Raw genomic sequence first — 24,787 nt, forward strand, 5'->3', positions numbered from 1 at the left:
ATGGCAGGAGAGAAAGCCCGACGAAAGGAGCGTATCAGCGGGCACCGAAGATCGCGGAGCCAACGCGAACGCTGGTCGCGCCAAAGGCAATCGCGGTTTCGTAGTCGCCGGACATTCCCATCGAGAGTTTCTCGACGCCGCAAGCCTTGGCGAGCCTGGCAAGCAACGCGAAATGCGGACCTGGATTCTCGTCCGCCGGCGGAATACACATCAGGCCTTCAATGGCGAGGCCGAGTTCGTCGCGGCAAAGAGCGACAAACGCTACTGTATCATCAGGGGCGATTCCTGCCTTCTGCGGCTCAAGCCCGGTATTCACCTGAACATAGAGGCGAGGGGTCTTCGCCTGACGCTTCATTTCGTCGGCGAGCACACGGGCGATCTTTTCCCGGTCGATGGTTTCGATGACATCGAACAGCGCGACCGCCTCGGCCGCCTTGTTCGACTGCAGAGGGCCGATGAGATGAAGTTCAATGCCTGACGTCTCGGATTTCAGTTCAGGCCACTTTCCCTGGCTTTCCTGAACCCTGTTTTCCCCGAAGATCCGTTGCCCGGCCTGAAGCGCCGGGCGGATCGCGTCTGCGTCGAATGTCTTTGAAACGGCGACAAGCTGAACCGAACCGTCGGGCCGTTTCCCCTGCTGCTCGGCCGCGGAGATACGCGAGCGCACGTCGTTCAATCGCTCTTCAAGTTCCATCACTCGCCTCGACATGACTGCATGAGAAGATGGTAATGCACTAAACGCCCCGGCTGTGCTTGCCAAGGCCCACGCGCCCGAAATAGTGGCCGGCGGGCCGAGATCGGACGCTTGCGGCGCCCGTAAAACTTGACGCTACCGTGGTTTCATGGTGAAGGTCACCACCAACTTCCCCTGATCTTTCGGAAATACGAATACCATGGCAACCGAACGTTATAACCCGCGTGATGCTGAACCTCGCTGGCAGCAAAAATGGAACGAAGCGAAGGTCTTCGAGACCGACAACAGCGATCCGCGCGAGAAGTATTACGTCCTCGAGATGTTTCCGTATCCATCCGGCCGCATCCACATGGGCCATGTGCGGAATTACGCAATGGGCGACGTCGTAGCTCGCTATAAGCGCGCTCGCGGCTACAACGTTCTACATCCCATGGGTTGGGACGCCTTCGGCATGCCGGCTGAAAATGCGGCAATGGAGCGCGGTGTACATCCGGCCTCCTGGACCTACCAGAACATCGCATCGATGAAGTCCCAGTTGAAGGCGATGGGCCTCTCACTGGATTGGAGCCGCGAATTCGCAACCTGCGATGTCGCCTACTACCAGCACCAGCAGCATCTTTTCCTAGATTTCCTCGAGAAGGGGCTCGTCTATCGCAAGCAGTCGAAGGTGAACTGGGATCCGGTCGACAACACCGTTCTCGCCAACGAACAGGTGATCGACGGACGCGGCTGGCGTTCCGGTGCCCTGGTTGAGCAACGGGAACTGACGCAGTGGTTCTTCAAGATCACCGACTTCAGCCAGGATCTGCTCGAGGCATTGGACACGCTTGATCAGTGGCCGGAAAAGGTCCGATTGATGCAGAAGAACTGGATCGGTCGCTCGGAAGGCATGATGCTGCGCTGGGAGATCGTCCAGGAGACGGCTCCGGCCGGAGAAACCGAGATCGAGGTCTACACGACCCGTCCGGACACGCTATTTGGCGCCTCCTTCCTGGCTATCGCAGCCGACCATCCGCTGGCCAAGGATGCCGCAGCGAAGAATCCGGCTATCGATGCTTTCTGCGAAGAATGCCGCCGTGCTGGAACCTCACTTGCTGCGCTTGAGACTGCGGAGAAGAAGGGCATCGATACCGGCATTCGCGTCAAGCATCCGCTCGATCCGTCATGGGAATTGCCTGTCTACGTCGCAAACTTCGTCCTCATGGACTACGGCACCGGCGCGATTTTTGGTTGCCCATCCGGTGACCAGCGTGACCTGGATTTTGCACGCAAATACGACCTGCCGGTGGTTCCCGTTGTTATGCCGGCGGATGACGATGCCGCGACCTTCAGCGTCGGCGACGTTGCCTATGACGGCGATGGCGTCATGATCAATTCGCGCTTCCTTGATGGCAAGAGCACAACTGAGGCATTCGAGATCGTTGCCGACCGCCTGTCGTCAATGACGCTTGGCAATGCTCCGCAGGGTGAGCGCAGGGTGAACTTCCGCTTGCGTGACTGGGGTATCTCGCGCCAGCGCTATTGGGGTTGCCCGATCCCTGTCATCCATTGCGACGATTGCGGCGTTGTCCCGGTTCCGAAGAAGGACCTGCCGGTGCAGCTGCCGGAGGATGTAACCTTCGACCAGCCCGGCAATCCGCTCGATCGTCATCCGACCTGGCGGCACGTCGCTTGCCCGCAGTGCGCCAAGGATGCACGGCGGGAGACCGACACGATGGACACGTTTGTCGATTCGAGCTGGTATTTCACCCGCTTTACCGCTCCCTGGGAGAGCAAGCCGACCGACCAAAGCGCTGCCAATCGCTGGCTGCCAGTCGATCAGTATATTGGTGGTATCGAGCACGCGATTCTGCACCTGCTTTATTCGCGCTTTTTCACCCGGGCGATGCGCGAGACAGGCCACGTCGATGCAAAGGAGCCGTTCAAGGGTCTCTTTACCCAGGGCATGGTCGTGCACGAGACCTACAGCCGCGGCACGGGCATGGGCCGCGAGTGGGTTGCACCGGCGGATATTCGCATCGAGGAGCTGGACGGGAAACGCCGCGCCTATCACCTTTCCAGCGGGGAGGAAGTCGCGATCGGCTCGATCGAGAAGATGTCGAAGTCGAAGAAGAACGTCGTCGATCCGGACGATATCATCGCTTCTTACGGTGCAGACACTGCCCGCTTTTTCGTTCTTTCGGACTCGCCGCCTGAGCGCGACGTTATCTGGTCGGAGGCAGGCGTAGAGGGCGCCCACCGCTTCACCCAGCGGCTCTGGCGTCTGATTGCCGAGGCATCGGACAAACTTCGCGATGTTGCGCCGACTCCGGCTAAGGATGGGGAAGCTCAAGCAATTTCGCAGATCGCGCACAAAACCTTGAAGGCCGTCCAGAACGATTATGATCGTCTCTGGTTTAATAAGGCCGTCGCGAGGATCTACGAGCTCGTCAATGCCCTGGCGTCGCCATTGACCCGCGTCGCTGCAGGCGAAGGCGATACGGCGTATCGCGCCGCAGCGCGGGACGCGGCCGAGATCCTTATCCAGTTGGTAGCACCAATGACGCCGCATCTGGCTGAGGAGTGCTGGGCGGCGCTGGGCAACGGCGGATTGCTGGCGCACACTGATTGGCCGCGTTATGACGAAACCCTCGTCGTTGAAAACGATGTGATTTTGCCGGTTCAGATCAACGGCAAGAAGCGCGCCGAATTGACAATTTCTCGCGACGCAGATCAGAATGCCGTCACCGAGGGTGTGCTCGCATTGGATGACGTCAAGAAGGCGCTGAACGGTCAGACGCCTAAGAAGATCATCGTGGTTCCACAAAGGATTGTGAACATTGTCGTTTGATATCGCTTTTAAGCTGGTGCGCGGCACCGGCATTGCCGCAATCCTAGCGTCCACGGCTTTTCTCGCATCCTGCCAGGTTCGCCCTCTTTATTCCGAAAGTTCCGGCGCTGCGGGCAAGCTGGCGTCCGTCGGTTTCTCGGAAGCGGGGGGTCGCGTTGAGCAAGAGGTTCGCAATCGACTGATTTTTATCGCTTCGCGTGGCGCCGGCGAGCCTGAGAATCCCGAATACAAGGTTGAATTCAGCGCTCGCTCGAATGTCATCAGCACGCTGCTGGTGGCGTCGTCAGACGAATCGCTTGCCGGACGTGCGACCGTCAGCGTCGACTACACTCTGAAGTCCACAAAGGACGGCCACGTCATCAAGGCCGGCAATCGTTATGCCACTGCGCTCGTCGACTTCCCAGCTCAGGAATTTGCCAAGCAACGCGCCATCCGCGACGCCGAGAACCGCGCCGCACGGCAGGCTGCTGAGTTCGTTGGTGCCGATATTGCGGCTGCGCTTGGCCGCTGAGGAGCGGATGCATGGCGGAAATCAAATCGCACGAGTTTGAAGGCTTTCTTGAGCGATCCGCCCGCAACTACCGGCTCTTTGTGATTTATGGGCCGGATCGCGGTCTCGTTTCGGAGCGCGCCACCTCGCTGGCCGGCAGGACGGGCGTGGCATTGGATGATCCGTTTTCGCTGATCAAGCTCGATATCGGCGACCTACAGCGCGATCAAGGTCGCCTCTTGGACGAGGCGGGAGCAATTGGCCTTTTCGGAGGTGACAAGCTCATCTGGATCCGTGGTGCAGCCAACGAGAAATATCTTGTCGACTCCCTCCAGGTTCTTTCAGCGAACATGCCGGACGGCACATTCGTTCTTATCGAGGGCGGTGACCTCAAGAAGGGCTCGCTGCTGCGGAAAGCCGCCGAGACAGCACGCACTGTCATGGCGATACCCTGCTATGCCGACGATGCCCGCGCCCTCAACGGCCTGATAGATAGCGAACTTTCAAGCGCTGGCCTGGGCATCACGCCCGATGCACGCCAGGCCCTGCTGGAGCTGATAGGGGGGGATCGGATTGCCTCTCGCAACGAACTGCGAAAGCTGGCGCTCTATTGTCGGGGAAAATCGACCATCGAAGAGCACCACGTTACGGAAATAATAGGCGACGCCAGCGCCATCTCGGTGGACGACGCCGTCGATGCCGTCCTTAGCGGAAATCCAAGCAGCTTCCTGCATGCAATGCAAAAGATCATATCGTCGAAGACAGCGGTGTTTCTCGTGATCCAGGCCTGTCTGAAGCAGTTTCAGTTGCTGGACGCCATGAAGACGGAGATGGAGGAGAAGCGATTGCCGGCCGCTCAGGTCATGCAGACGCATGGTCGTCATCTGCATTTCCGACGCAAGCCGATTATCGAGCAGGCATTGCGTACCTGGTCCGCTGAAGCGGTGGCACGAGAAGCAAACCGTCTGCAGGCGGCAATCTTGCAGACGCGCAAACGGGCGTCGTTGGAAGACAGCATCGCCCTACAGACCCTGCTATCGACGACACTGCAATCGGCGCGCCGATAGCGATTCCATTTAGCGGCGCTCGAGCAGCCGGCAGATTTCTTCCAATTGTTCCAACGACTTATAGGAAATTCTGATCTGGCCGCCGCCTGCCTTGTGATTGATCGTCACGTCCAGGCCGAGCGTATCCGACAAGGTGCGTTCCAGGGCGAGCGTATCTGAATCCTTCTGATCCTTCTGATGCCCCGGGATCTTCGGCTCCGACTGAGCCTTGATATCATTCTGCGCCAAACGCTCCGCGTCACGGACCGACATGCCTTTCGAAACGATCGTGCGGGCGAGGGCGGTCGGATCGGAAGTCGGCACCAAGGCGCGGGCATGACCGGCCGAGAGGCTTCCCGCGGCCAAAAGGTCCCGAACGGGCTCTGGCAGTTTCAAGAGACGCAGCGAATTCGCCACGTGACTGCGGCTCTTGCCGATAATTTCGCCGAGATCGTTCTGGGTATAGCCATACTCCGCCATCAACTGCTCGTAGCCGAGGGCCTCTTCCAGCGGATTGAGGTCGGAGCGCTGAACGTTCTCTACGATTGCAATCTCAAGAGCGGTTTTGTCATCGACATCGCGCACGATCACCGGGATCTCAACGAGGCCTGCAAGCTGTGCCGCGCGCCACCGTCTCTCGCCGGCTATAATCTCGAACTGGCTGGCGGCCAATGTGCGAACCACAATGGGCTGCACGATACCGTGCTGCCGGATCGAGCCCGCGAGCTCATGCAATTCGCCGTCGTCGAAAAACCGTCGAGGATTGCGCGGATTGCGAGTGACGAACTCGATCGGGACCATCCGATCGGCGCTGACCCCTGGCTTGGCCGCATCAACGGGCATCGGTTGATCCATCTCACCAATCAATGCGGCCAGGCCACGGCCGAGCCTTCTTTTCGAGATGTCATCGCTCATATCTAAACTCGCCATTCTCTTTCAAATCACGCCGCGAGACGCTGCCGTTCGCGCTGAATAACTTCCGACGCCAGCTGGAGATATGCCTGACTGCCGGCGCACTTCAGGTCGTACAGAATTGCTGGCTTGCCATAGGAGGGTGCCTCAGACACGCGAACATTTCGAGGAATCAATGTGTGGTAGACCTTCTCCCCTAGATGCGTGCGAACATCGTTAACAACCTGTTGCGCCAGATTGTTGCGGGAATCGAACATCGTCAGCACTATCCCCTGGATATCGAGGCGGGGGTTTACGGTACGTCGAACCTGATCGACTGTCTCCAGGAGTTGGCTGAGCCCTTCCAACGCAAAGAATTCACATTGAAGAGGCACAAGCACGGAATGGGCAGCCGCCATTGCATTCATCGTGAGCAGATTGAAAGAGGGAGGGCAGTCAACAAGGATGTAGGAGAAGCGGAAAGCCTCCTCTTTGGCGAGGGCTTTCTTGAGCTTGAAAACGCGATCGCTTTGGCTTGCAATCTCCATCTCAATGCCGAGCAAGTCCATCGTGGACGGCACGATGTACAGGTTTGGAACAGCGGTCTCCTGCGACACCTCTTCGATGCCATAGTCACCAAGCAAAAGATCATAGGAAGATAGCCGGCGATGTTTACGATCGATCCCCAAGCCGGTGCTGGCGTTACCCTGCGGGTCGAGATCGACGATCAAGACCCGCTCGCCGATCGCCGCCAAAGCTGTTGCCAAGTTGATGGCAGTCGTGGTCTTGCCGACGCCACCTTTCTGATTTGCAATGGTGATTATACGATTTCGTTCGCCAGCCATAGCCAAAGCCCGATCTGTTAAGCCACACGCTGGAGATTGAAGATTTCCAAAACGACAGAATCCTGCTCGACAGCGCTCTTATGTTCTAACAGATCGAATCTCCAGTCACCATGCGCTTTCTCGATCTCGCTCCGGTAATCCCGGCCTTTGTGAAAATAAGCTCGGAGACTTGCATTCCGTTTCGACCACGGTTCAATAAAACCCAGCAACTTCCCTAGGTCGGCGAGGGCCCGAGCGGAAACAAAGTCGCAATTCTCTACGATTGCAGGTGCGTCTTCTATTCGCACAGCGTGAATAGAGCCTCTACCGGCGGTTTCCCGGAGCGCCGTGCGCAGAAAGGCCGCCTTCTTATGGTTGCTCTCCACGAGATGGACCCATCCATCATCGAGCTCCGCCAGCATGATGGCCGTCACAATGCCCGGAAAGCCACCCCCGCTGCCTAGGTCGATCCACGTGCGAGGAAGAGGCTGGAGCTGGAAGATTTGCACCGAGTCTGCAATGTGCCGGCTCCAGGCATCGGCAAGCGTTGACGGCGCAGTCAGGTTGATCGACTTCGCCCACTTTTGAAAGAGGGCCACAAAGTGTTCGAGACGCTCCTGTGTTTCACGTGAAACACGTCGGCCGTTCAGTTGCATGGTAGGACTCTCGCAGATTGCAATAGGACAACGTTAAGCAGATGCCGCAACATCCGCCGCGCCGCGACGCAGGTGCACGAGCAACAGCGAAATCGCAGCGGGCGTCATCCCATCGATCTTTGTTGCCTGTGCAACGTTGTAGGGTCGGATATTACGCAACTTCTGCTTCAGTTCGTTGGACAGCCCGGACAGCAGATCGAAATCGAAGTCAGACGGTATCACGCGGTCTTCATCTCGCTTCACGTGCGCGATATCAGCTGACTGCCGTTCCATGTAAACCGCGTAGCTCGCTTCTATTTCCAGCGCTTCAGCCACGCGGCCATTCAGCCCATTTAGTTCAGGCCAGATCGGCGCAAGAGCCGGCAGGCTAATATCCGGGTAGGACAGAAGCTCATAAGCCGACCGCCGTTGCCCATCCTGGTTCAGCTTTAGACCGAATCGCCCCGCTTCGCTTGGCGTCACGGAAAGTGATGTCAGCTGAGCGCGCCCCGCATCCAGCGCCTCGCCATAGGCTTCAAAACGGTCCCGGCGACCAGCCGAGACTGCGCCGATCCGTATTGCCAACGGCGTCAGCCGGACATCCGCATTGTCAGCCCTCAACGATAAGCGGTATTCGGCCCGGGATGTGAACATACGGTATGGTTCAGCAACGCCGCGCGAGGTCAGGTCATCCACCATCACACCGATATAGGAATCGGTTCTGCTGAAACGAACCTCGTCCTGACCGCCAGCCAGGCGCGCAGCATTGATGCCAGCGACGAGGCCTTGAGCTCCAGCCTCCTCGTATCCCGTCGTTCCATTGATCTGCCCAGCCAAAAACAGGCCTGGCATCTTCTTCACTTCGAGCGATGGTTTCAACTCGCGCGGATCGACATGATCGTACTCAATCGCATAACCCGGCTGCACAATGCGGACCCGTTCGAGACCAGGAATGGTATGAATGAACGCATCCTGGATCTCGGCGGGGAGGGATGTCGAGATACCGTTGGGATAGACTGTGCTGTCATCCAGGCCTTCCGGCTCAAGAAAGACTTGGTGTCCGTCACGTTCGCCAAACTTAACCAGCTTATCCTCGATCGACGGGCAATAGCGCGGTCCGACGCCTTCAATCTGCCCCGAATACATGGCCGAACGCTTCAAATTCTCGACGATGATGCGATGGGTCGCCTCCGTCGTGCGCGTAACGCCACAGGTGATTTGTGGGTTCAAGATATGATCTGTCATGAAAGAGAAGGGGACAGGATCCTCGTCCGCTCCCTGTTGGCCGACACTCTCCCAATCGATCGTCGTCCCATCCAGCCGCGCCGGCGTTCCGGTCTTCAGCCGCCCGAGACGAACGCCCAAATTCAAGAGCGTTTGAGAAAGCCCCACCGATGGCTGTTCACCAACGCGACCTGCGGGTATCTTTTGGTCGCCGATGTGAATGAGTCCACGCAGGAAGGTCCCCGTTGTCAACACAATTGATGCGCACTTGAGAATCCGGCTATCTTTCATGACAACCGCGGCGATCCGACCGTCTTTAATGGATAGATCGAACGCGTCGCCCTCGACCACAGTGAGATTCTCAATGCTCTCGATCTCCGCAAGCATAGCCTGCCGATAGAGCTTCCGATCCGCTTGGCTACGCGGGCCGCGAACAGCCGGCCCCTTCTTTCGATTCAGCATCCGGAACTGAATACCGGCCGCATCAGCAACGCGGCCCATCAGACCGTCCATGGCATCGATCTCTCGGACCAGGTGTCCTTTGCCAAGTCCTCCAATCGCCGGATTGCAAGACATGATCCCGATGGTATCGCGACGATGAGTCACCAGCGCCGTGTTCGCGCCAAGGCGCGCGGCGGCGGCAGCGGCTTCGCATCCAGCATGCCCGCCTCCGATGACGATGACATCGAACCGTGAGGTATCCATTATTTAAGCTCCTGAGATCGTCAGGTGATGAGCGATGTCGCCCAGGGAGTCAAGGCGTTTCACGTGAAACCAGACGACAGGGCATGATTCCGATGTTTCACGTGAATCATTTTCCGATGCAGAATTCACCGAAGATGACATCAAGCAAATTCTCGACATCCACACGCCCAGTCACTCGTCCCAGGGCGTCACTCGCGACACGCAGGTCCTCGGCCCGTAGATCCAGACCGCGATGGGAGTCGTGAAGGGACGTTCGCAGCGCAGCCAATGCCTGTGTCAGCGTTTCCTTGTGGCGTGCGCGGCTCGGGATCGCCATGGACTGGGGGTGGACTTTTGTTTTTAGGCGCTCAACGATCAAGGCTCGGAGTGCATCGAGACCGGTCGCATGCGTGGTCGAGATCAATAGATCATACGCTCGAGCGCTTTGACGCGGCAAATCGGATTTCGTCCCCACCAGAACGGCATCGTCGGCCAGTTCCTCTGCTCCGCTTTCAATCGACACGTCCTCGATGAAGATCACCAGGTCGGCCTCTGCGATGATCTTCTCGGCCCGTCGAATGCCCTCGCGCTCCACGATCTCATCCGTCTCGCGCAGACCGGCAGTGTCGTAGAGCCTGACAAGATAGCCATCCATGCTAAGATCGACGTGGAGCACATCCCGTGTCGTGCCAGCAATGTCAGTGACGATCGCAACATCGCGCATCGCCAGAGCGTTCATAAGGCTCGATTTGCCGGCATTCGGCCTGCCCGCTATGACGACCTTGAACCCATCGCGGATGATCTCTCCGGCTTCGAGTTGCTCCAGATGGTTCTTCAATTCGTTGACCAGGCTCGCCACATCCGCCCAAACCTGATCTGAGACCGAACCCGGAACATCTTCTTCGTCGGGAAAGTCCAGTTCAGCCTCGATCAGCGCGCGTGCACGCGTCAGCCTATCTGACCAGCCGTAGTAGATTGACGATAATCCCCCGGAGCTTTGCTCGACAGCAAGACGCCGCTGCATCTCCGTTTCCGCAGCGATAAGATCTGCTAGGCCTTCAGCCTCGATTAAGTCCAGCTTCCCGTTCTCAAATGCTCGCCGTGAAAATTCGCCTGGTGCCGCCGCCCGCAAATTGCGGAATTGGGCGAGCTCACGATGCAAGGCGTCGACAACCGCGCGGCCGCCATGCAGGTGCAGCTCTGCAACATTCTCGCCGGTAAAGGAATGGGGTGCCGGAAAGAACAGAATAAGGCCGGTGTCGATGACAAGACCATTACGAGTCCGAATCGATCGTAATGCTGCCTGGCGCGCAGGCGGCACGTCGCCAACGAGGGCGGTGACAACCGCCGGCACTTCCTCCCCACTGATTCTAACGACGGCCAAGCCGGCCGGGACAGGACCACTCGATAGCGCGAAGATGGTTTCGTTGCTCGACGACATTTTCCTACTCCAGTTCAAGGCTGAAGAGAGTTTTCGCTAGAAATGGAAAAGCCGGCCACAGCAGTGACCGGCTTATCAAAGAATCCGGCTAAGGATCACGTATTCATAGAATCGAAGAAGTCGGGATTGTTCTTCGTCTGTTTCAACTTGTCGATCAGGAATTCGATCGCGTCGGTCGTTCCCATCGGAGCCAGAATGCGCCGCAGCACGAAGATCTTCTGGAGATCCTGACGCGGCACGAGGAGGTCTTCCTTACGCGTGCCGGACTTCAAAATGTCCATGGCCGGGAAGATACGCTTATCGGCAACCTTACGGTCTAGAACGATTTCCGAGTTACCGGTTCCCTTGAACTCTTCGAAAATCACTTCGTCCATGCGGCTGCCGGTATCGATAAGCGCGGTCGCGATGATCGTAAGCGAACCACCTTCTTCAATGTTGCGCGCTGCGCCGAAGAAGCGCTTCGGGCGCTGCAGGGCGTTCGCATCGACGCCACCCGTGAGAACCTTACCGGACGAGGGGACAACCGTGTTGTATGCGCGGCCGAGGCGCGTAATCGAATCCAGCAGGATCACAACATCACGGCCGTGCTCCACAAGGCGCTTTGCCTTTTCGATAACCATTTCCGCCACCTGCACATGGCGTACAGCGGGTTCGTCGAACGTCGAGGAGATGACTTCGCCGCGAACGGAACGCTGCATGTCCGTGACTTCTTCCGGACGTTCGTCGATGAGAAGAACAATCAGATAGCACTCGGGATGATTCGCCGTAATCGAGTGCGCGATGTTCTGCAGCAGAACCGTCTTACCGGTACGCGGCGGAGCGACGATCAGTCCGCGCTGGCCCTTGCCAAGCGGCGCGACGAGATCGATGACGCGCGGCGAAAGATCCTTCGAGGTCGGGATATCCAATTCCATCCTGAAGCGTTCGTTCGGATAGAGCGGTGTCAGGTTATCGAAATGCACCTTGTGACGGATCTTCTCGGGATCGTCGAAATTGATGGTGTTGACCTTGAGCAGCGCAAAGTAGCGTTCGCCTTCCTTAGGCCCGCGGATTGGACCCTCTACCGTGTCGCCGGTCTTCAAAGAGAAGCGGCGGATCTGGGAGGGTGAGATGTAGATATCGTCCGGGCCCGGGAGGTAGTTGGCGTTGGCAGAGCGCAGGAAGCCAAAGCCATCCTGGAGCACTTCAACGACGCCTTCGCCGATAATCTCCACATCCTGGCTGGCAAGCACCTTCAGGATCGCAAACATCAATTCCTGTTTGCGCATCGTGCTCGCATTTTCGACCTCGAGCGATTCGGCAAATGCCAGCAGATCCGTCGGGGACTTACTCTTAAGTTCTTGAAGCTTCATTTCAGCCATGAAGTGACCATTACTCTTAAATTCGGGGGGAGGCGATGTCGAGGGCTGTAATCGGTCCTGCGAAGGGATCGCAGACGATCGAACTTTACATACATGCCACAAGGATGAGGTGGAGCGAAAATAGCGAGTAAGGCTCACCGCCGCAAGGGGGCTGCTTAAAATCAAGCAAATTTAACCGAACCCGCTTTTTCTCAGAACGGCTTGACCACGACGAGAATGACAATCGCGATCATCAGAACCGTCGGCGCCTCGTTCATGAAGCGCCAATAACGCGCTGAATGGCGGTTCTCATCGCGCTCGAACGCCCTTGCCGCCCGCGAGAAAAAAACATGAACGGCAGTCAGAAGCACAACCAGGCCGATCTTCGCGTGCAGCCAACCGCCCTGGAAACCATATACGGACCAAGCGAGATAAAGACCAAAGATCCAGGTCAGCATCATAGCCGGGTTCATGATCACCCTGAGCAGGCGGCGCTCCATCACCTTAAAGGTCTCCGACTGCGTCGAGCCCGGTTCCGCATCGGTATGGTAGATGAAGAGCCGAGGCATATAGAACAGACCAGCCATCCACGAGATCACCGCGATAACATGAAGAGCCTTTATCCAGAGATAGAGATTGTCCGGGTTCCAGAGGAATAGTCCCAGGCCGAGAAGCACGAAAAACAGGATCGCAAAGTGGGCACGGCGACGCGCATAGGTGCCCGGCCTCTCATCCGTCTGCTTTGCCATGTGCTAGCGTCTCCAACCGCGGACCTGCTCGACGAGCAGCGCCACGTTCCGAGGGTCCGCCTGTGGCGTGATCCCGTGACCGAGATTGAATATCAGCGGACCATTGCCGAGCTTGTCGAGAATATCATTGATCCCCTCCGACAGCGCCGCACCGCCGGCGACCACACGCATCGGATCAAGATTGCCTTGCACGGCTCCGTCCTTCTGCAGCTCCGCGGCAAAATCCAAAGGCACCGACCAGTCGAGCCCGATCGCATCAGCCTTCGTCTTCTGCCGGTAATCTCTCAGCAGGAACCCAGCGCCTTTGGCAAAGGCAATCACTCGAGCGTTCGGACGCCGCGCCTTGATAGACGCGATCATCCGTGCAACAGGCTTCACGGCGAAAGCCTCGAATTCCCGCTCGCCGAGAACACCAGCCCAGGAATCGAAAATCTGCACGGCATCGGCACCCGCGTCGATCTGCGCGACCAAATAATCGGCCGACACCTCGGCCAGGACTGCAAGCAAGCGTTCGAAGGCCTTCGGATACTTGTAGGCAAATAGCCGCGCTGGAGCCTGGTCAGGCGTTCCATGGCCAGCGATCATATAAGTCGCAACCGTCCACGGTGCGCCGCAGAAACCGAGCAGGGTCGTCTCGGAAGGCAGTTCCCGTCGCAGGCGCTCCACCGTTTCCAGAACCGGCTTCAGGTAGGCGATGACATGCTCTGTCTCGATCCCGTCGATGCCAGCTTCGTCGATCGGATCCATTTCCGGTCCATGTCCTTCCGTGAAGCGAACGTTGCGCTTCATCGCATCCGGAATCACAAGGATATCCGAGAAGAGGATGGCTGCATCAAAGCCATAACGGCGGATAGGTTGGAGCGTTACCTCAACTGCGTGATCAGGCGTATAACAGAGGTCAAGGAAACTCCCGGCTTTCGCGCGCGTTTCTCTGTACTCGGGGAGATATCGTCCCGCCTGTCTCATCAGCCAGATTGGAGGAGGACTGAGCGTTTCGCCGTCCAAGACTCTCATGATTTTCCGACCGCTTTCACCCACGCGCTTCTTCCCTATAAAAATACAAAGATATTTTAAAAGGTTTCTATTTCTTAGAGTCTGTTTCTATCAAGGATTAAAATCTGTCCACGACCGGAGCGTTTTGTCGCGCCATCGCCGATTCCAATGGACCGAATAACAGCTTATCAAGCCGATATCGTGGATAACTAAGAAAACGCAAATGATTCCAATCAAATAAAAGGCAGCCTTTTGGCGTTTAACTGTGGAAAAGCCTTGGAAAGGCGCGGAACTTTCAGAAGCTGTCCACAGAACCAACAAAGCGCGTTTAGCAGCTCCCACGAAATTCCATTTGTGGAAAAGGCGGCATGTTTTCCCTTGCCTTACCCGTGCCGCGTCTCTTAGCTCTCCGTTGTCCAGTCTTTTCAACAGGCCCCGGAAAATAGCGTGGAGAACCGCACGAACTTCTTCCATCTGCATCTGATTTCTGACTCGACCGGCGAAACGTTGATTTCGGCCGGGCGCGCCGCGTCGGCACAATTCAAATCCGCTCAGCCGATCGAACACGTCTATCCGCTGGTCCGAAATCGCAAGCAGCTTCTGCAGGTTCTGCAGACGATTGATAGTCAGCCTGGGATCGTTCTCTATACGATCGTTGACCGTGAACTCGCGACGTTGGTCGATCAGCGCTGTGCGGAGATGGGTGTCGCTTCCGTGAACGTGCTCGAGCCCGTCATGGACGCCTTTCAGATCTATCTTGGCGCACCGTCACGCCGGCGTGTCGGTGCCCAGCATGTGATGAATGCCGGCTATTTCGCTCGCATCGAAGCGCTCAATTTCACGATGGATCACGACGACGGCCAGATGCCCGATGATTACAATGACGCCGACGTCGTGATTCTCGGCATCAGTCGGACGTCGAAAACGCCGACGAGCATCTACCTCGCCAATCGTGGTATCAAGACCGCCAACATCCCCGTCGTCTATGGCGTGCCGCTCCCGGAAAGCCTGTTCGCGACCACCAAACCCTTGATCGTCTGTCTGATCGCTACCACCGATCGCATCTCTCAGGTCCGGGAGAACCGTATCCTCGGAGCGACACCCGGTTTTGATCGCGGGCAATACACGGACCGAGCCGCCATATCGGAGGAGTTGAAATACGCACGGTCGCTCTGCGCCCGGCACAATTGGCCACTCATCGACGTGACGCGCCGCTCCATCGAAGAGACCGCGGCGGCGATTGTTGCTCTCCGTCCGAAGCTGCGTTAAGCGCTGCCGCACCAAACCTGTTCGAGGCTCCATGACACCGAAGCTTATTCTCGCATCCTCCAGCCCGTTCCGTCGCATGTTGATGCAAAATGCCGGCCTCACCTTCGAGGCTCGTGCGGCTCATATTGACGAGCGGTCTGTCGAAGCGCCGCTCGAACGAGAAGGCGCAACACCGGGTGCCGTGGCCCTCGTTCTCGCCAAGGCGAAGGCGAAACAAGTCAGTGATCGGTTTCCGGCCTGCCTAGTGATCGGCTCGGACCAAACGATGTCTCTTGGCCCGCAGACCTTTCATAAGCCCAGGGATATGGCTGATGCGGAGAACCACCTTCGCATACTGTCGGGCCAGACGCACCGGTTGAACAGTGCGATCGCGATCGCCTACGACGGCGACATCGTCTGGGAGCATGTTTCACACGCTGAGCTGACGATGCGTCCGCTGGATGCGGATTTTATCCAGCGGCATTTGAAGCGCGTCGGAGAGAGGGCACTCACGAGCGTCGGCGCTTACCAACTCGAGGGGGAGGGGCTTCAATTGTTTTCGCGGATCGACGGGGACTATTTTACAATCCTGGGATTACCGATGCTACCTCTGTTGGAAAAGTTGAGAGAATTGGGTGCGATTGATGGATGATTCACGTGAAACATTTGGGCCGCGGGCTTTCGTCACGGGATTTCCTGTCAAACACTCCCGGTCGCCTCTGATCCATGGCTATTGGCTCAAGACACTCGGACTACCGGGATCGTATCGCGCCCATGAAGTCGCACCAGCCGATTTTCCAGCCTTTATCGCATTGCTGAAGAGCGGCCAGGCTGGCTTCCTAGGCGGCAACGTCACGATCCCGCACAAGGAAATGGCGTTCAAACTCGCTGACGATCCAGACGCGCTTTCTAAAGAGCTTGGTGCATCCAATACGCTTTGGATGGAGGGGGGCCGGCTCAAAGCGACGAACACGGATGGAGGCGGCTTCACCGCAAATCTGGACGAGCGTCATCTTGGCTGGGACAAGGCGCACTCGGCCGTGGTCCTCGGTGCCGGCGGTGCGAGCCGCGCCATCATTCAGGCGCTGCGCGATCGGGGCATCAAGGAAATTCATCTGGTCAACAGGACGGTCGGACGCGCTCAGGAATTGGCGGATAGGTTTGGCTCGAGCGTAAAAGCGCATTCGATGGCAGCCCTGGCGGAAGTCATGCACGGCGCCGGCCTTTTCGTGAACACGACTTCGCTTGGCATGGACGGCGAGGATGCGCCGGAGATCGATTTTTCGCCGCTGCTCTCCGATGCCGTCGTAACGGATATCGTCTACGTCCCCCTGAAGACTCCTTTCCTTGTCCAAGCCGAACGGCAAGGATTTGCCGTTGTCGATGGTCTCGGCATGCTGTTGCATCAGGCCGTTCCAGGTTTTGAGAAATGGTTCGGGCATCGCCCGAAGGTTGATGACAAGCTGCGCGCGCTGATTATCGAGGATATGGACAAGCACTGATGTTGCGGATCGGACTGACCGGCTCGATTGGAATGGGCAAATCAACAATGGGAAAGCTCTTCGCAGAAGCGGGGGTGCCTGTGAATGATTCCGATGCCGTCGTCCATGATCTTTATGCGGGGGAGGCGGCGCCCCTTGTCGATGCTGCCTTTCCCGGAACCATGAAAGAGGGTGCCGTCGATCGGCAGGAACTGGCTCGCCAGCTGGCTGGAAGTGCCGACGGGTTCAAGCGCCTTGAAGCCATCGTCCACCCGCTCGTGAGGAAACGTGAAGCAGAATTCATCGAACGCGAGCGGCAGCGTGGCTCGCCGATGGTGCTGCTCGATATCCCGCTGTTGTTCGAAACAGGAGCCGAGAGCAGGGTCGATGTGATCGTGGTCGTTAGCTGTGATCCACAGATACAGCGCGAACGCGTACTTGCGCGGCCAGGCATGACAGTGGAAAAATTCGATATGATTCTTGCGCGCCAGACGCCGGATGCGGAAAAGCGCGCAAGAGCCGATTATGTGATCGATACCGCGCATAGCATCGAAACGGCCAGAAAACGGGTCGCCGAGATCGTCTCGGATCTGAAGCGGCGGCTCACCAGCGGGGACTTCCTGAATGCGTGAAATCATTTTCGATACGGAAACCACGGGCCTGGATAACCGTGTGGACCGCATTATCGAGATCGGCGGCATCGAGCTTTTCAATCATTTTCCGACTGGGAATACGCTCCACATCTACATCAATCCGGGCGACCAGAAAGTGCACCCGGACGCGCTTGCCGTGCACGGCATCACCGATGAGTTTTTGAAGGACAAGCCTTCGTTCGCAGATGTTGCGCAGCAAATTATCGACTTCTTTGGCGACGCGAAGTGGATCGCGCATAACGCCACGTTCGATATGGGCTTTATAAACGCTGAGCTCGCAAGGCTCGATTTGCCGCCGATCCTGCCCGACCGCGTGCTCGATACGCTGTCGATGGCGCGCCGCAAGCATCCGATGGGACCCAACTCCCTCGATGCACTTTGCCGCCGCTATGGCATCGATAATACGCATCGAACGAAGCACGGCGCGCTTCTCGACTCCGAACTGCTGGCCGATGTCTACATCGAGATGATCGGTGGTCGTCAGGCCGCCCTTGGCCTCGGCACCGTCGCGAGTAATTCGGCAGGTCAGGAAAGCTTGGTGGAGGAGATTATTATCGGGACGCTTGTGCGTCCGCGGCCCCTTGCGCCACGTCTCAGCGAAGCAGAGCAGCAAGCCCATGACGCGCTGATTGCCAAACTCGGCGCGAAGGGCGTCTGGGGAAAATACGATCTCGCAAACTAAAAATGCCCGGGGCGACCCGGGCATTTCATTTTGTGGCAGCGTGCTATGCGCGAACTGTTAGTTCGTGGTTGCCTGTACCTTGGCACGGGCCTGCTCTTCGGCAACCCGCTGCGCAAACATCTGAGAGAAATCGATCGGATCGATCATCAGGGGCGGGAAGCCGCCATTGCGCGTGACGTCGGCAATGATCTGACGTGCGAACGGGAACAGCATGCGCGGGCACTCGATGAAGAGAACCGGCAGCATGTGCTCCTGCGGGAACCCGGCAATCCGGAAGACGCCGCCATAGACGAGTTCGGTATGGAATACCGTTTTGTCGCCATCCTTGGCTTCGGCGTTCAGAGACAGAACGACATCGAAATCCGTATCGGAGAGCGGATTGGCGTTGACGTTGACATTGATATTGATGGCCGGAGCCTTGTCACGCGCCTGCAGCGAACGCGGAGCACCCGGATTTTCGAAAGAGAGATCCTTGGTGTACTGCGCAAGGATGGTAAGGCTCGGGCTCGTTGCACCGTTATTGCTGTTTTCGTCGGCCATTGGCTTTTCCTCGAGGGCATTGGATGGTGCCGCTCTATCATTTCGGGCATAGTGTTACAACCCTGGGCCAGTCGGCCGGCGGGGACGGTTCCTCACTTGCCGAGATGCTTCCCTGACCAGGGAGAGTTGTCGTTGGGTTCGCGTCGATAATCCTCGTCGTCGAGGTCGACGATCTTGGAGTCCTTGGGGCGGCTCGACGTGTCGAAGCCGCTCGTTGAGCCGACGACGACGAAACGGCGGCTGATATATTGCCAGGCAAGATCGCGCACAGCCGGAATGAAGATCAACAAAGCCACGATGTCGGTGATGAAGCCGGGGATCATCAGCAACAGGGAAGCGATCACGAACATCGCCGGTCGAAGCAGCTCGCGCCCCGGCACCATGCCGCTTCGCCCCTCCGCAGACATACGGCGGAGAATCCCGATGCCCTGGCGCCTGAGCAGGCCCATGCCCACCATGAAGCTCAATATGACAAGCGCCAGCGTCGGCCAAAGCCCGATCGCCTTTCCGACAAGCACGAAACCGGCAATCTCGGCGAGCGGAAGCAGCAGCAGAAAACCAGGCAGGATCTTCAAGGGCATCGTTTTATTCCGGCTGAGCCGGACTCCGTTGGAGGGTCGCGTTGTCGACCCTATTTGAATCATCTGTATAGGCGGACTATATGGGAGTACAAATCAGGGATGTTAACAGCGGCAGCGGCGGGATATGGGTTCAAACGACTTCATCACATTGTTTTTTCTTGTGGCGGCGGTGCTGATTTTTTTGCAGCTGCGCAGCGTTCTCGGCCGCCGTACGGGCAATGAGAAACCCCCGCGCGATCTTTATACGCCGCGGGATGCCGTTGGACCTGATTCTCCTGATGCCGGGAAAGTGGTGACCCTGCCGCGCCGTGACGCAGCGACTGAGGAAGACGATCGCTTTGCGGCAATCGATGCTTTCGCACCAGCCGGCACCTCACTCAATGAATCGCTGCGCGAAATCAACAAGGCAGACGCTTCCTTCAATCCGAAGGAATTCGTCAATGGCGCCCGCATGGCCTATGAGATGATCGTGATGGCGTTTGCGGACGGCGATCGTAAGACGCTGAAGAACCTGCTGTCGCGTGAAGTCTATGACGGCTTCGACGCAGCCATTACCGAGCGCGAGTCCAAAGGCGAGAAGGTGAAATCGACCTTCGTCGGCATCGACAAGGCGGAAATCGCCAGCACCGAGATTAAGGGCACGGAGGTGCAGATTACCGTTCGTATCGTCAGCCAGTTGATTTCCGCCACTTACGACAAGGTCGATAAGCTCATCGATGGCGACGCGGAGAACGTTGCCGAGGTCAATGATCTCTGGACGTTTGCGCGCGATACCCGCTCCCGCGATCCCAACTGGAAACTCGTGGCCACCGAATCGGAACATGAGTGAAGACACTCCGGGCTTTGCCCTTCAAGCAATAAGCTTTGACGATCTGCAAGGCTGGAAGGATGATGATCCTTCCAGCCTTTTTGAAGCGATGGAAGCATGCCGGCGGCAGGTCATTGACATCAAGCCGTATCGGACGGGCTCGCTCGGCCTGACGGCTCAGGACCTTCTACCGTTGCTTGAAGCAGCGCGCAGCGAGAATATCTCGTCGGCAGCCGATGCCCGAACCTTCTTCCAATCCCACTGTCGACCCTTCAGAATTCGTCGCATCGACGGCAATCCGGGCTTCGTCACCGCTTTCTACGAGCCTGAGATTATGGTCTCGGCCGTGCCGGATGATGAGTATCGCTTTCCCTTCTATCGCCGCCCCGAAGACCTGATCGACCTTGATGAGGGTAATCGCCCTGTGGGTCTGCCGGACAGCTACGCTTTCGGCCGGCTGACCTCCGATGGCATTGAAGCCTACCCGGATCGGCGGGCAATCGATGAAGGCTTCCTGGCGGGCAGGGGATTGGAGATTGCCTGGGCAAAGTCGAAGGTCGACGTCTTCTTCGTCCATGTTCAAGGTGCGGCGCGTTTGCGCTATCCTCATGGCAGGGTTGGACGCATCACCTATGCGGCAAAGGCGGGACATCCTTTCTCGGCGATCGGCAAGCTACTCATCGAGCGCGGGGAAATCGAACGATCCGAGATTTCGATGCAGACTATTCGGCGCTGGCTCGGCGACCATCCTCGGCAGGTGGATGAGGTCCTGTGGCACAATCGCTCCTACATTTTCTTCCGCGAAGTCCCGAGCGCAGATCTGAACGCCGGGCCCGTGGCCGCAGCAAAAGTGCCGCTGATTGCCGGCCGTTCGCTCGCCGTCGATCGGCTCATCCATACTTTTGGCTTCCCGTTTTTCATTCGGTCCGAGAATCTTGTCCATCTCGATGGCGACAAGCCGTTCGCGCGAGTGATGCTGGCTCTCGACACGGGCTCTGCCATCGTCGGTCCGGCGAGGGGTGATATTTTCACCGGGTCAGGGGATGATGCAGGAGAGCTCGCTGGAACAGTGCGCCACGACGCCGACTTCGTCATTCTGCTTCCGAATGCCGCCGCCGCGAGGTTCGCCTGATGGCTCGAGACCGGAAGCTCAACACGGATGAAAGGATACTCTGGGGCAAGGTGGCACGGAGCACGCGTCCAATGCCCGGCAAGAAGGATCAGCTAGCCGAGCTCGATGCCTTTCTGACAGAGGTGGAGGTTGAACAGCAAACGGCCGCCGCCGCGAAGCGACCTTCCGAAACTGATGCCGGGCCCACTGTCCCGGTTGTTTCCAAAACACGCTCGGGTATCCATCACCCGCTCGAAAGGCCGGTCAAGCGCAAGATCGCCAAGGGCCGCGTGCCATTGGAAGCCCGGATCGACCTGCATGGGCTGGTCCAGAGCGAAGCGCATATATTGCTGCTCGAGTTCCTCATGCGAGCTCATGAACGAGGGATGAGGCATGTGCTTGTGATCACCGGTAAGGGCAGTTCGCTTGGCAGCGAAGGCGCCCTGAAACGCGCCGTCCCGATGTGGTTCTCGAAGCCGGAGTTTCGGTATTTCATCTCGTCCTATGAAACAGCAGCCCACCATCACGGAGGCGAAGGCGCCCTGTATATCCGGCTGTCGCGCCGGCATGGAGAGAGATCGTGACGCCGTTCGGTGAGGCCGTCCGCAAGCTGCGAGAGCGCAAGGGTGTCTCGCAGAAGCAGATGGCGGCAGCCCTCAATGTGTCCCCGGCCTATCTGTCGGCCCTCGAACATGGAAGGCGCGGCTTGCCGACCTTCGATCTGCTCCAGCGGATCGCCGGCTACTTCAACATCATCTGGGATGAGGCCGAAGAACTCTTCCTTTTGGCCCGTTCTTCGGACCCTCGCGTGGTCGTCGATACATCAGGTTTATCGGCCGAACATACCGCTTTTGCGAACCTCCTGGCGGGTCGCATTCGCGATCTCGACCAAACAACGCTTGGCCAACTGACAAGCATTCTTAAAAACGGCGGAAAAGCGGACGGAAAACGGTCATAATCCCCTGATTTATGGCCAGTTTAAGCGCGCTGGCATTGGGAACTTGGATCAAAAACCCTATATTCTGGCATGTATAAGGCAGGTGATTCGCAAGTCTCACTTCAGCCCCGACAACAGGGAAATTCTCGAAAAGTATGACCGATATACCCACGACGGAAAACGGCGTTAGTACCGAATATGGCGCAGACTCGATCAAGGTTCTGAAGGGCCTTGATGCAGTGCGTAAGCGCCCGGGTATGTATATCGGTGACACCGATGATGGCTCGGGTCTTCATCACATGGTTTATGAAGTCGTCGACAACGCGATCGATGAAGCGCTCGCAGGCCACGCCGATATCGTGACCGTGACGCTCAATCCCGATGGGTCGGTCACCGTTACCGACAATGGCCGCGGCATCCCGACGGACATTCATACCGGCGAAGGCGTGTCGGCAGCCGAGGTCATCATGACCCAGCTGCACGCTGGCGGCAAGTTCGACCAGAACTCCTACAAAGTTTCCGGTGGTCTGCACGGCGTTGGTGTTTCTGTCGTCAACGCGCTCTCCGTCTGGCTGAGGCTGAAGATCCGCCGTCAAGGCAAGATTCATGAAATGAGTTTCACGCACGGCGTAGCCGATGCGCCGTTGAAGGTGATTGGCGACGCTGGTGATGAAACCGGCACCGAAGTCAGCTTCATGCCGAGCACTGAAACCTTCACGATGACCGAATTCGACTACGCCACGTTGGAGCATCGTCTTCGCGAGCTCGCCTTCCTGAATTCGGGCGTTCGCATCCTTCTGAGCGACAAGCGTCATTCGGACATCAAGCAGGAAGAGATGCTCTACGACGGCGGCCTGGAGGCCTTCGTTTCCTATCTCGACCGCGCCAAGAAGCCGCTTGTCGACAAGCCGGTGGCAATCCGTGGCGAGAAGGATGGGATTACGGTCGAAGTCGCAATGTGGTGGAACGACAGCTACCACGAGAACGTCCTGTGCTTCACCAATAACATTCCGCAGCGCGATGGCGGCACGCACATGGCCGGCTTCCGCGCCGCGTTGACCCGCCAGATCACCTCCTACGCCGATACGTCGGGCATCACGAAGAAGGAAAAGGTGACGCTGACCGGTGACGATTGCCGCGAAGGCCTGACCGCCGTTCTTTCCGTCAAGGTGCCGGATCCGAAGTTTTCGTCGCAGACCAAGGACAAGCTGGTTTCCTCGGAAGTTCGCCCCGTTGTCGAGAACCTCGTCAGCGAAGCGCTGAGCACGTGGCTGGAAGAGCATCCGACGGAAGCTAAGGTTCTGGTCGGCAAGGTGGTCGAAGCCGCCGCGGCGCGCGAAGCGGCCCGTAAGGCGCGTGAGTTGACGCGTCGTAAGGGCGCTCTCGACATTGCCTCTCTGCCCGGCAAGCTCGCCGATTGCTCGGAGCGCGATCCGGCCAAATCCGAAGTCTTTCTTGTCGAGGGCGATTCGGCGGGTGGATCGGCCAAGCAGGGGCGTTCGCGCGAGAACCAGGCGATCCTGCCGCTGCGTGGCAAGATCCTCAACGTCGAGCGTGCTCGCTTCGACAAGATGCTGTCCAGCCAGGAAATCGGTACACTGATTACCGCGCTCGGCACAGGCATCGGCAAGGACGAGTTCAATGCCGAAAAGCTGCGCTACCACAAGATCATCATCATGACGGACGCTGATGTCGACGGCGCCCACATTCGTACGCTGCTGTTGACCTTCTTCTTCCGCCAGATGCCGGAACTGATCGAGCGTGGCCATCTCTACATCGCCCAGCCGCCGCTTTATAAGGTCTCGCGCGGCAAATCGATCCAGTACGTGAAGAACGAGAAGGCCCTTGAGGACTACCTAGTCGGCCAGGGTCTCGAAGATGCTGCCTTAAAACTCGGCAGCGGCGAAGTGAGGACCGGCCAGGATCTTGGCGAGGTGATTAGCGATGCGTTGCGCCTCCGCGCGCTCCTTGACAATCTGCACTCGCGCTACAATCGCGCTGCCGTCGAACAGGCAGCAATTGCTGGTGCTCTCAATGCTGAAGCCGTTAGCGACCGCTCGAGAGCTGAACAGCTCGCCGGTGAAGTCGCCAGACGTCTTGACCTGATTGCCGAAGAGACAGAGCGCGGTTGGGAAGGGGGCCTCACGAGCGAAGGCGGCATCAAACTTGAGCGTATGGTGCGCGGCGTGAAGGAAGTTGTCGTTCTCGACATGGCGTTGATCGGCTCGCAGGACGCGCGGCTTCTCGATCAGCTGTCGGCTCGCTTGAAGGACATCTATCAGGCGCCTCCGTCACTCTCCCGACGCGACGGTGATGTCGAGATTTCCGGACCACGGGCACTGCTGGACGCGATTTTTGCGAGCGGCCGCAAGGGTCTGACGATGCAGCGTTACAAAGGCCTCGGTGAGATGAATGCCGAGCAGCTCTGGGAAACCACGCTCGATCCGAACGTTCGTTCGCTGCTGCAGGTGAAGGTTGCCGATGCAACGGACGCTGACGGCTTGTTCGCACGCCTGATGGGTGACGAAGTCGAACCTCGCAGGGAGTTCATCCAGGACAACGCGCTGAACGTTGCAAACCTCGATATCTAGCGAGCGGAGCTCGTTTCCGCCTAGAGGCCGCATAAAAAAGCAACGGTGTTAGGCGTCAATCACCGTTGCTCGATAGTCTCTCATTTTGGCATTGAGGATTATGATCATCCTTCGCATGACCGCGACGAGAGCGACCTTTCCGGGCTTTCCTTTCGCTTTCAGTCGTTCGAAGANGGCCTTCATGGCTGGATCGAAGCGGATGGCGGGCAAGGCGGCGATGTAAAGGGCGTCGCGCACTGGTTTGCGGCCGCCGGCAATCATCCTCTTGCCACGCATCAGGCCACTGTCGCGATTGATAGGGGCAACACCGACCA

The 24,787-nt window shown here is 57.9% G+C and carries 25 protein-coding genes; 13 read left to right on the top strand and 12 right to left on the bottom strand.

Annotation, left to right across the window (positions count from 1 at the left end; genetic code table 11):
- Window positions 1-34 precede the first annotated feature (34 nt).
- Window positions 35-694: a YggS family pyridoxal phosphate-dependent enzyme gene (locus AF71_RS15160; protein WP_018858941.1), complete on the bottom strand. Its 660-nt coding sequence runs from the start codon at window positions 692-694 to the stop codon at window positions 35-37.
- 199 nt (window positions 695-893) lie between these two features.
- Here AF71_RS15160 and leuS point away from each other — a divergent pair, with 199 nt between their 5' ends.
- The 3 genes from leuS to holA are packed head-to-tail and all read left to right on the top strand — an operon-like array spanning window position 894 to window position 5,081.
- Window positions 894-3,524 carry a leucine--tRNA ligase gene (gene leuS, locus AF71_RS15165; protein WP_018858942.1) on the top strand — a complete coding sequence of 877 codons (2,631 nt, stop codon included), beginning with the start codon at window positions 894-896 and terminating at the stop codon, window positions 3,522-3,524.
- Window positions 3,514-4,035, top strand: coding sequence for an LPS assembly lipoprotein LptE (gene lptE / locus AF71_RS15170; protein ID WP_018116420.1), 522 nt, complete (start codon window positions 3,514-3,516; stop codon window positions 4,033-4,035). Before leuS ends, lptE begins: the two co-directional genes overlap by 11 nt.
- Window positions 4,036-4,046: 11 nt before the next feature.
- Complete coding sequence (gene holA, locus AF71_RS15175) at window positions 4,047-5,081, top strand: DNA polymerase III subunit delta (RefSeq protein ID WP_169681925.1); 1,035 nt, start codon at window positions 4,047-4,049, stop codon at window positions 5,079-5,081.
- Window positions 5,082-5,090: 9 nt separating this feature from the next.
- On the opposite strand, the gene AF71_RS15180 is transcribed toward holA, so the two are convergent.
- The 8 genes from AF71_RS15180 to hemE all read right to left on the bottom strand — a co-directional run bounded on the left by AF71_RS15180 (window position 5,091) and on the right by hemE (window position 13,862).
- The gene (locus AF71_RS15180; protein ID WP_018858944.1) at window positions 5,091-5,975 is read right to left on the bottom strand and encodes a ParB/RepB/Spo0J family partition protein; all 885 of its coding nucleotides are present in this window, start codon (window positions 5,973-5,975) and stop codon (window positions 5,091-5,093) included.
- 26 nt (window positions 5,976-6,001) lie between these two features.
- Window positions 6,002-6,796, bottom strand: a complete 795-nt coding sequence (locus AF71_RS15185; protein WP_018858945.1) for a ParA family protein — start codon at window positions 6,794-6,796, stop codon at window positions 6,002-6,004.
- A gap of 17 nt (window positions 6,797-6,813) precedes the next feature.
- Complete coding sequence (rsmG, locus tag AF71_RS15190) at window positions 6,814-7,431, bottom strand: 16S rRNA (guanine(527)-N(7))-methyltransferase RsmG (protein WP_018858946.1); 618 nt, start codon at window positions 7,429-7,431, stop codon at window positions 6,814-6,816.
- A 33-nt stretch (window positions 7,432-7,464) separates the two neighbouring features.
- Window positions 7,465-9,339, bottom strand: a complete 1,875-nt coding sequence (gene mnmG, locus AF71_RS15195) for a tRNA uridine-5-carboxymethylaminomethyl(34) synthesis enzyme MnmG (protein ID WP_169681927.1) — start codon at window positions 9,337-9,339, stop codon at window positions 7,465-7,467.
- Window positions 9,340-9,445: 106 nt separating this feature from the next.
- Window positions 9,446-10,759 (bottom strand): tRNA uridine-5-carboxymethylaminomethyl(34) synthesis GTPase MnmE, encoded by a 1,314-nt coding sequence (mnmE, locus tag AF71_RS15200; RefSeq protein WP_113469657.1) that lies wholly within the window; start codon window positions 10,757-10,759, stop codon window positions 9,446-9,448.
- Between the two features lie 95 nt (window positions 10,760-10,854).
- Window positions 10,855-12,120, bottom strand: coding sequence for a transcription termination factor Rho (gene rho, locus AF71_RS15205; RefSeq protein WP_018858949.1), 1,266 nt, complete (start codon window positions 12,118-12,120; stop codon window positions 10,855-10,857).
- A gap of 191 nt (window positions 12,121-12,311) precedes the next feature.
- Window positions 12,312-12,848: a protoporphyrinogen oxidase HemJ gene (gene hemJ, locus AF71_RS15210; protein WP_018858950.1), complete on the bottom strand. Its 537-nt coding sequence runs from the start codon at window positions 12,846-12,848 to the stop codon at window positions 12,312-12,314.
- Between the two features lie 3 nt (window positions 12,849-12,851).
- Window positions 12,852-13,862 (bottom strand): uroporphyrinogen decarboxylase, encoded by a 1,011-nt coding sequence (hemE, locus tag AF71_RS15215; RefSeq protein ID WP_018858951.1) that lies wholly within the window; start codon window positions 13,860-13,862, stop codon window positions 12,852-12,854.
- A gap of 426 nt (window positions 13,863-14,288) precedes the next feature.
- Here hemE and AF71_RS15220 point away from each other — a divergent pair, with 426 nt between their 5' ends.
- From AF71_RS15220 to dnaQ, 5 genes are read left to right on the top strand one after another with little or no spacing between them, the layout of a single operon-like run.
- Complete coding sequence (locus tag AF71_RS15220) at window positions 14,289-15,110, top strand: pyruvate, water dikinase regulatory protein (RefSeq protein WP_025657938.1); 822 nt, start codon at window positions 14,289-14,291, stop codon at window positions 15,108-15,110.
- Between the two features lie 31 nt (window positions 15,111-15,141).
- A complete protein-coding gene (locus AF71_RS15225) occupies window positions 15,142-15,741 on the top strand; it encodes a Maf-like protein (protein ID WP_169681937.1) in 600 nt (199 codons plus the stop codon).
- On the top strand, window positions 15,734-16,591 hold the full coding sequence (locus AF71_RS15230) for a shikimate dehydrogenase (RefSeq protein ID WP_018116314.1): 858 nt from the start codon (window positions 15,734-15,736) through the stop codon (window positions 16,589-16,591). Before AF71_RS15225 ends, AF71_RS15230 begins: the two co-directional genes overlap by 8 nt.
- Complete coding sequence (gene coaE, locus AF71_RS15235) at window positions 16,591-17,202, top strand: dephospho-CoA kinase (RefSeq protein WP_018858954.1); 612 nt, start codon at window positions 16,591-16,593, stop codon at window positions 17,200-17,202. The genes AF71_RS15230 and coaE overlap by 1 nt, the downstream gene beginning before the upstream one ends.
- A complete protein-coding gene (gene dnaQ / locus AF71_RS15240) occupies window positions 17,195-17,905 on the top strand; it encodes a DNA polymerase III subunit epsilon (RefSeq protein ID WP_018858955.1) in 711 nt (236 codons plus the stop codon). Before coaE ends, dnaQ begins: the two co-directional genes overlap by 8 nt.
- Before the next feature lie 57 nt (window positions 17,906-17,962).
- Here dnaQ and secB read toward each other — a convergent pair whose 3' ends face one another.
- Window positions 17,963-18,445 carry a protein-export chaperone SecB gene (gene secB / locus AF71_RS15245; RefSeq protein WP_016556856.1) on the bottom strand — a complete coding sequence of 161 codons (483 nt, stop codon included), beginning with the start codon at window positions 18,443-18,445 and terminating at the stop codon, window positions 17,963-17,965.
- Window positions 18,446-18,537: 92 nt separating this feature from the next.
- Entirely contained in the window at window positions 18,538-19,026 is a 489-nt protein-coding gene (locus AF71_RS15250) for an FxsA family protein (protein ID WP_018858956.1), read from the bottom strand.
- 124 nt (window positions 19,027-19,150) lie between these two features.
- On the opposite strand from AF71_RS15250, the gene AF71_RS15255 reads away from it, so the two are divergent.
- From AF71_RS15255 to gyrB, 5 genes are all read left to right on the top strand, one after another.
- Window positions 19,151-19,855: a Tim44/TimA family putative adaptor protein gene (locus AF71_RS15255; protein WP_018858957.1), complete on the top strand. Its 705-nt coding sequence runs from the start codon at window positions 19,151-19,153 to the stop codon at window positions 19,853-19,855.
- On the top strand, window positions 19,848-20,966 hold the full coding sequence (locus tag AF71_RS15260) for a murein transglycosylase A (protein WP_169681929.1): 1,119 nt from the start codon (window positions 19,848-19,850) through the stop codon (window positions 20,964-20,966). The genes AF71_RS15255 and AF71_RS15260 overlap by 8 nt, the downstream gene beginning before the upstream one ends.
- On the top strand, window positions 20,966-21,529 hold the full coding sequence (locus tag AF71_RS15265; RefSeq protein WP_025657930.1) for a Smr/MutS family protein: 564 nt from the start codon (window positions 20,966-20,968) through the stop codon (window positions 21,527-21,529). The genes AF71_RS15260 and AF71_RS15265 overlap by 1 nt, the downstream gene beginning before the upstream one ends.
- Window positions 21,526-21,903 carry a helix-turn-helix transcriptional regulator gene (locus AF71_RS15270; protein WP_018858960.1) on the top strand — a complete coding sequence of 126 codons (378 nt, stop codon included), beginning with the start codon at window positions 21,526-21,528 and terminating at the stop codon, window positions 21,901-21,903. The genes AF71_RS15265 and AF71_RS15270 overlap by 4 nt, the downstream gene beginning before the upstream one ends.
- Before the next feature lie 134 nt (window positions 21,904-22,037).
- Window positions 22,038-24,473 carry a DNA topoisomerase (ATP-hydrolyzing) subunit B gene (gene gyrB / locus AF71_RS15275; RefSeq protein WP_018858961.1) on the top strand — a complete coding sequence of 812 codons (2,436 nt, stop codon included), beginning with the start codon at window positions 22,038-22,040 and terminating at the stop codon, window positions 24,471-24,473.
- Window positions 24,474-24,521: 48 nt separating this feature from the next.
- Here gyrB and AF71_RS15280 read toward each other — a convergent pair.
- A partial coding sequence (locus AF71_RS15280) for a transposase (RefSeq protein WP_169681931.1) occupies window positions 24,522-24,787 on the bottom strand: 266 nt, incomplete at its 5' end.

It is taken from the genome of Rhizobium sp. 57MFTsu3.2 (genome assembly GCF_012932765.1).
In the GTDB taxonomy this organism is placed as follows: Bacteria; Pseudomonadota; Alphaproteobacteria; order Rhizobiales; family Rhizobiaceae; genus Rhizobium; species Rhizobium altiplani.

What these genes read in the sequence shown, in the direction of transcription:
- AF71_RS15160 (WP_018858941.1), bottom strand. Translation starts at nt 694, where the DNA reads ATGGAACTTGAAGAGCGATTGAACGACGTGCGCTCGCGTATCTCCGCG.
- leuS (WP_018858942.1), top strand. Translation starts at nt 894, where the DNA reads ATGGCAACCGAACGTTATAACCCGCGTGATGCTGAACCTCGCTGGCAG.
- holA (WP_169681925.1), top strand. Translation starts at nt 4,047, where the DNA reads ATGGCGGAAATCAAATCGCACGAGTTTGAAGGCTTTCTTGAGCGATCC.
- AF71_RS15180 (WP_018858944.1), bottom strand. Translation starts at nt 5,975, where the DNA reads ATGAGCGATGACATCTCGAAAAGAAGGCTCGGCCGTGGCCTGGCCGCA.
- AF71_RS15185 (WP_018858945.1), bottom strand. Translation starts at nt 6,796, where the DNA reads ATGGCTGGCGAACGAAATCGTATAATCACCATTGCAAATCAGAAAGGT.
- rsmG (WP_018858946.1), bottom strand. Translation starts at nt 7,431, where the DNA reads ATGCAACTGAACGGCCGACGTGTTTCACGTGAAACACAGGAGCGTCTC.
- mnmG (WP_169681927.1), bottom strand. Translation starts at nt 9,339, where the DNA reads ATGGATACCTCACGGTTCGATGTCATCGTCATCGGAGGCGGGCATGCT.
- mnmE (WP_113469657.1), bottom strand. Translation starts at nt 10,759, where the DNA reads ATGTCGTCGAGCAACGAAACCATCTTCGCGCTATCGAGTGGTCCTGTC.
- rho (WP_018858949.1), bottom strand. Translation starts at nt 12,120, where the DNA reads ATGGCTGAAATGAAGCTTCAAGAACTTAAGAGTAAGTCCCCGACGGAT.
- hemJ (WP_018858950.1), bottom strand. Translation starts at nt 12,848, where the DNA reads ATGGCAAAGCAGACGGATGAGAGGCCGGGCACCTATGCGCGTCGCCGT.
- hemE (WP_018858951.1), bottom strand. Translation starts at nt 13,862, where the DNA reads ATGAGAGTCTTGGACGGCGAAACGCTCAGTCCTCCTCCAATCTGGCTG.
- AF71_RS15225 (WP_169681937.1), top strand. Translation starts at nt 15,142, where the DNA reads ATGACACCGAAGCTTATTCTCGCATCCTCCAGCCCGTTCCGTCGCATG.
- AF71_RS15230 (WP_018116314.1), top strand. Translation starts at nt 15,734, where the DNA reads ATGGATGATTCACGTGAAACATTTGGGCCGCGGGCTTTCGTCACGGGA.
- coaE (WP_018858954.1), top strand. Translation starts at nt 16,591, where the DNA reads ATGTTGCGGATCGGACTGACCGGCTCGATTGGAATGGGCAAATCAACA.
- dnaQ (WP_018858955.1), top strand. Translation starts at nt 17,195, where the DNA reads ATGCGTGAAATCATTTTCGATACGGAAACCACGGGCCTGGATAACCGT.
- secB (WP_016556856.1), bottom strand. Translation starts at nt 18,445, where the DNA reads ATGGCCGACGAAAACAGCAATAACGGTGCAACGAGCCCGAGCCTTACC.
- AF71_RS15250 (WP_018858956.1), bottom strand. Translation starts at nt 19,026, where the DNA reads ATGCCCTTGAAGATCCTGCCTGGTTTTCTGCTGCTGCTTCCGCTCGCC.
- AF71_RS15255 (WP_018858957.1), top strand. Translation starts at nt 19,151, where the DNA reads ATGGGTTCAAACGACTTCATCACATTGTTTTTTCTTGTGGCGGCGGTG.
- AF71_RS15260 (WP_169681929.1), top strand. Translation starts at nt 19,848, where the DNA reads ATGAGTGAAGACACTCCGGGCTTTGCCCTTCAAGCAATAAGCTTTGAC.
- AF71_RS15265 (WP_025657930.1), top strand. Translation starts at nt 20,966, where the DNA reads ATGGCTCGAGACCGGAAGCTCAACACGGATGAAAGGATACTCTGGGGC.
- gyrB (WP_018858961.1), top strand. Translation starts at nt 22,038, where the DNA reads ATGACCGATATACCCACGACGGAAAACGGCGTTAGTACCGAATATGGC.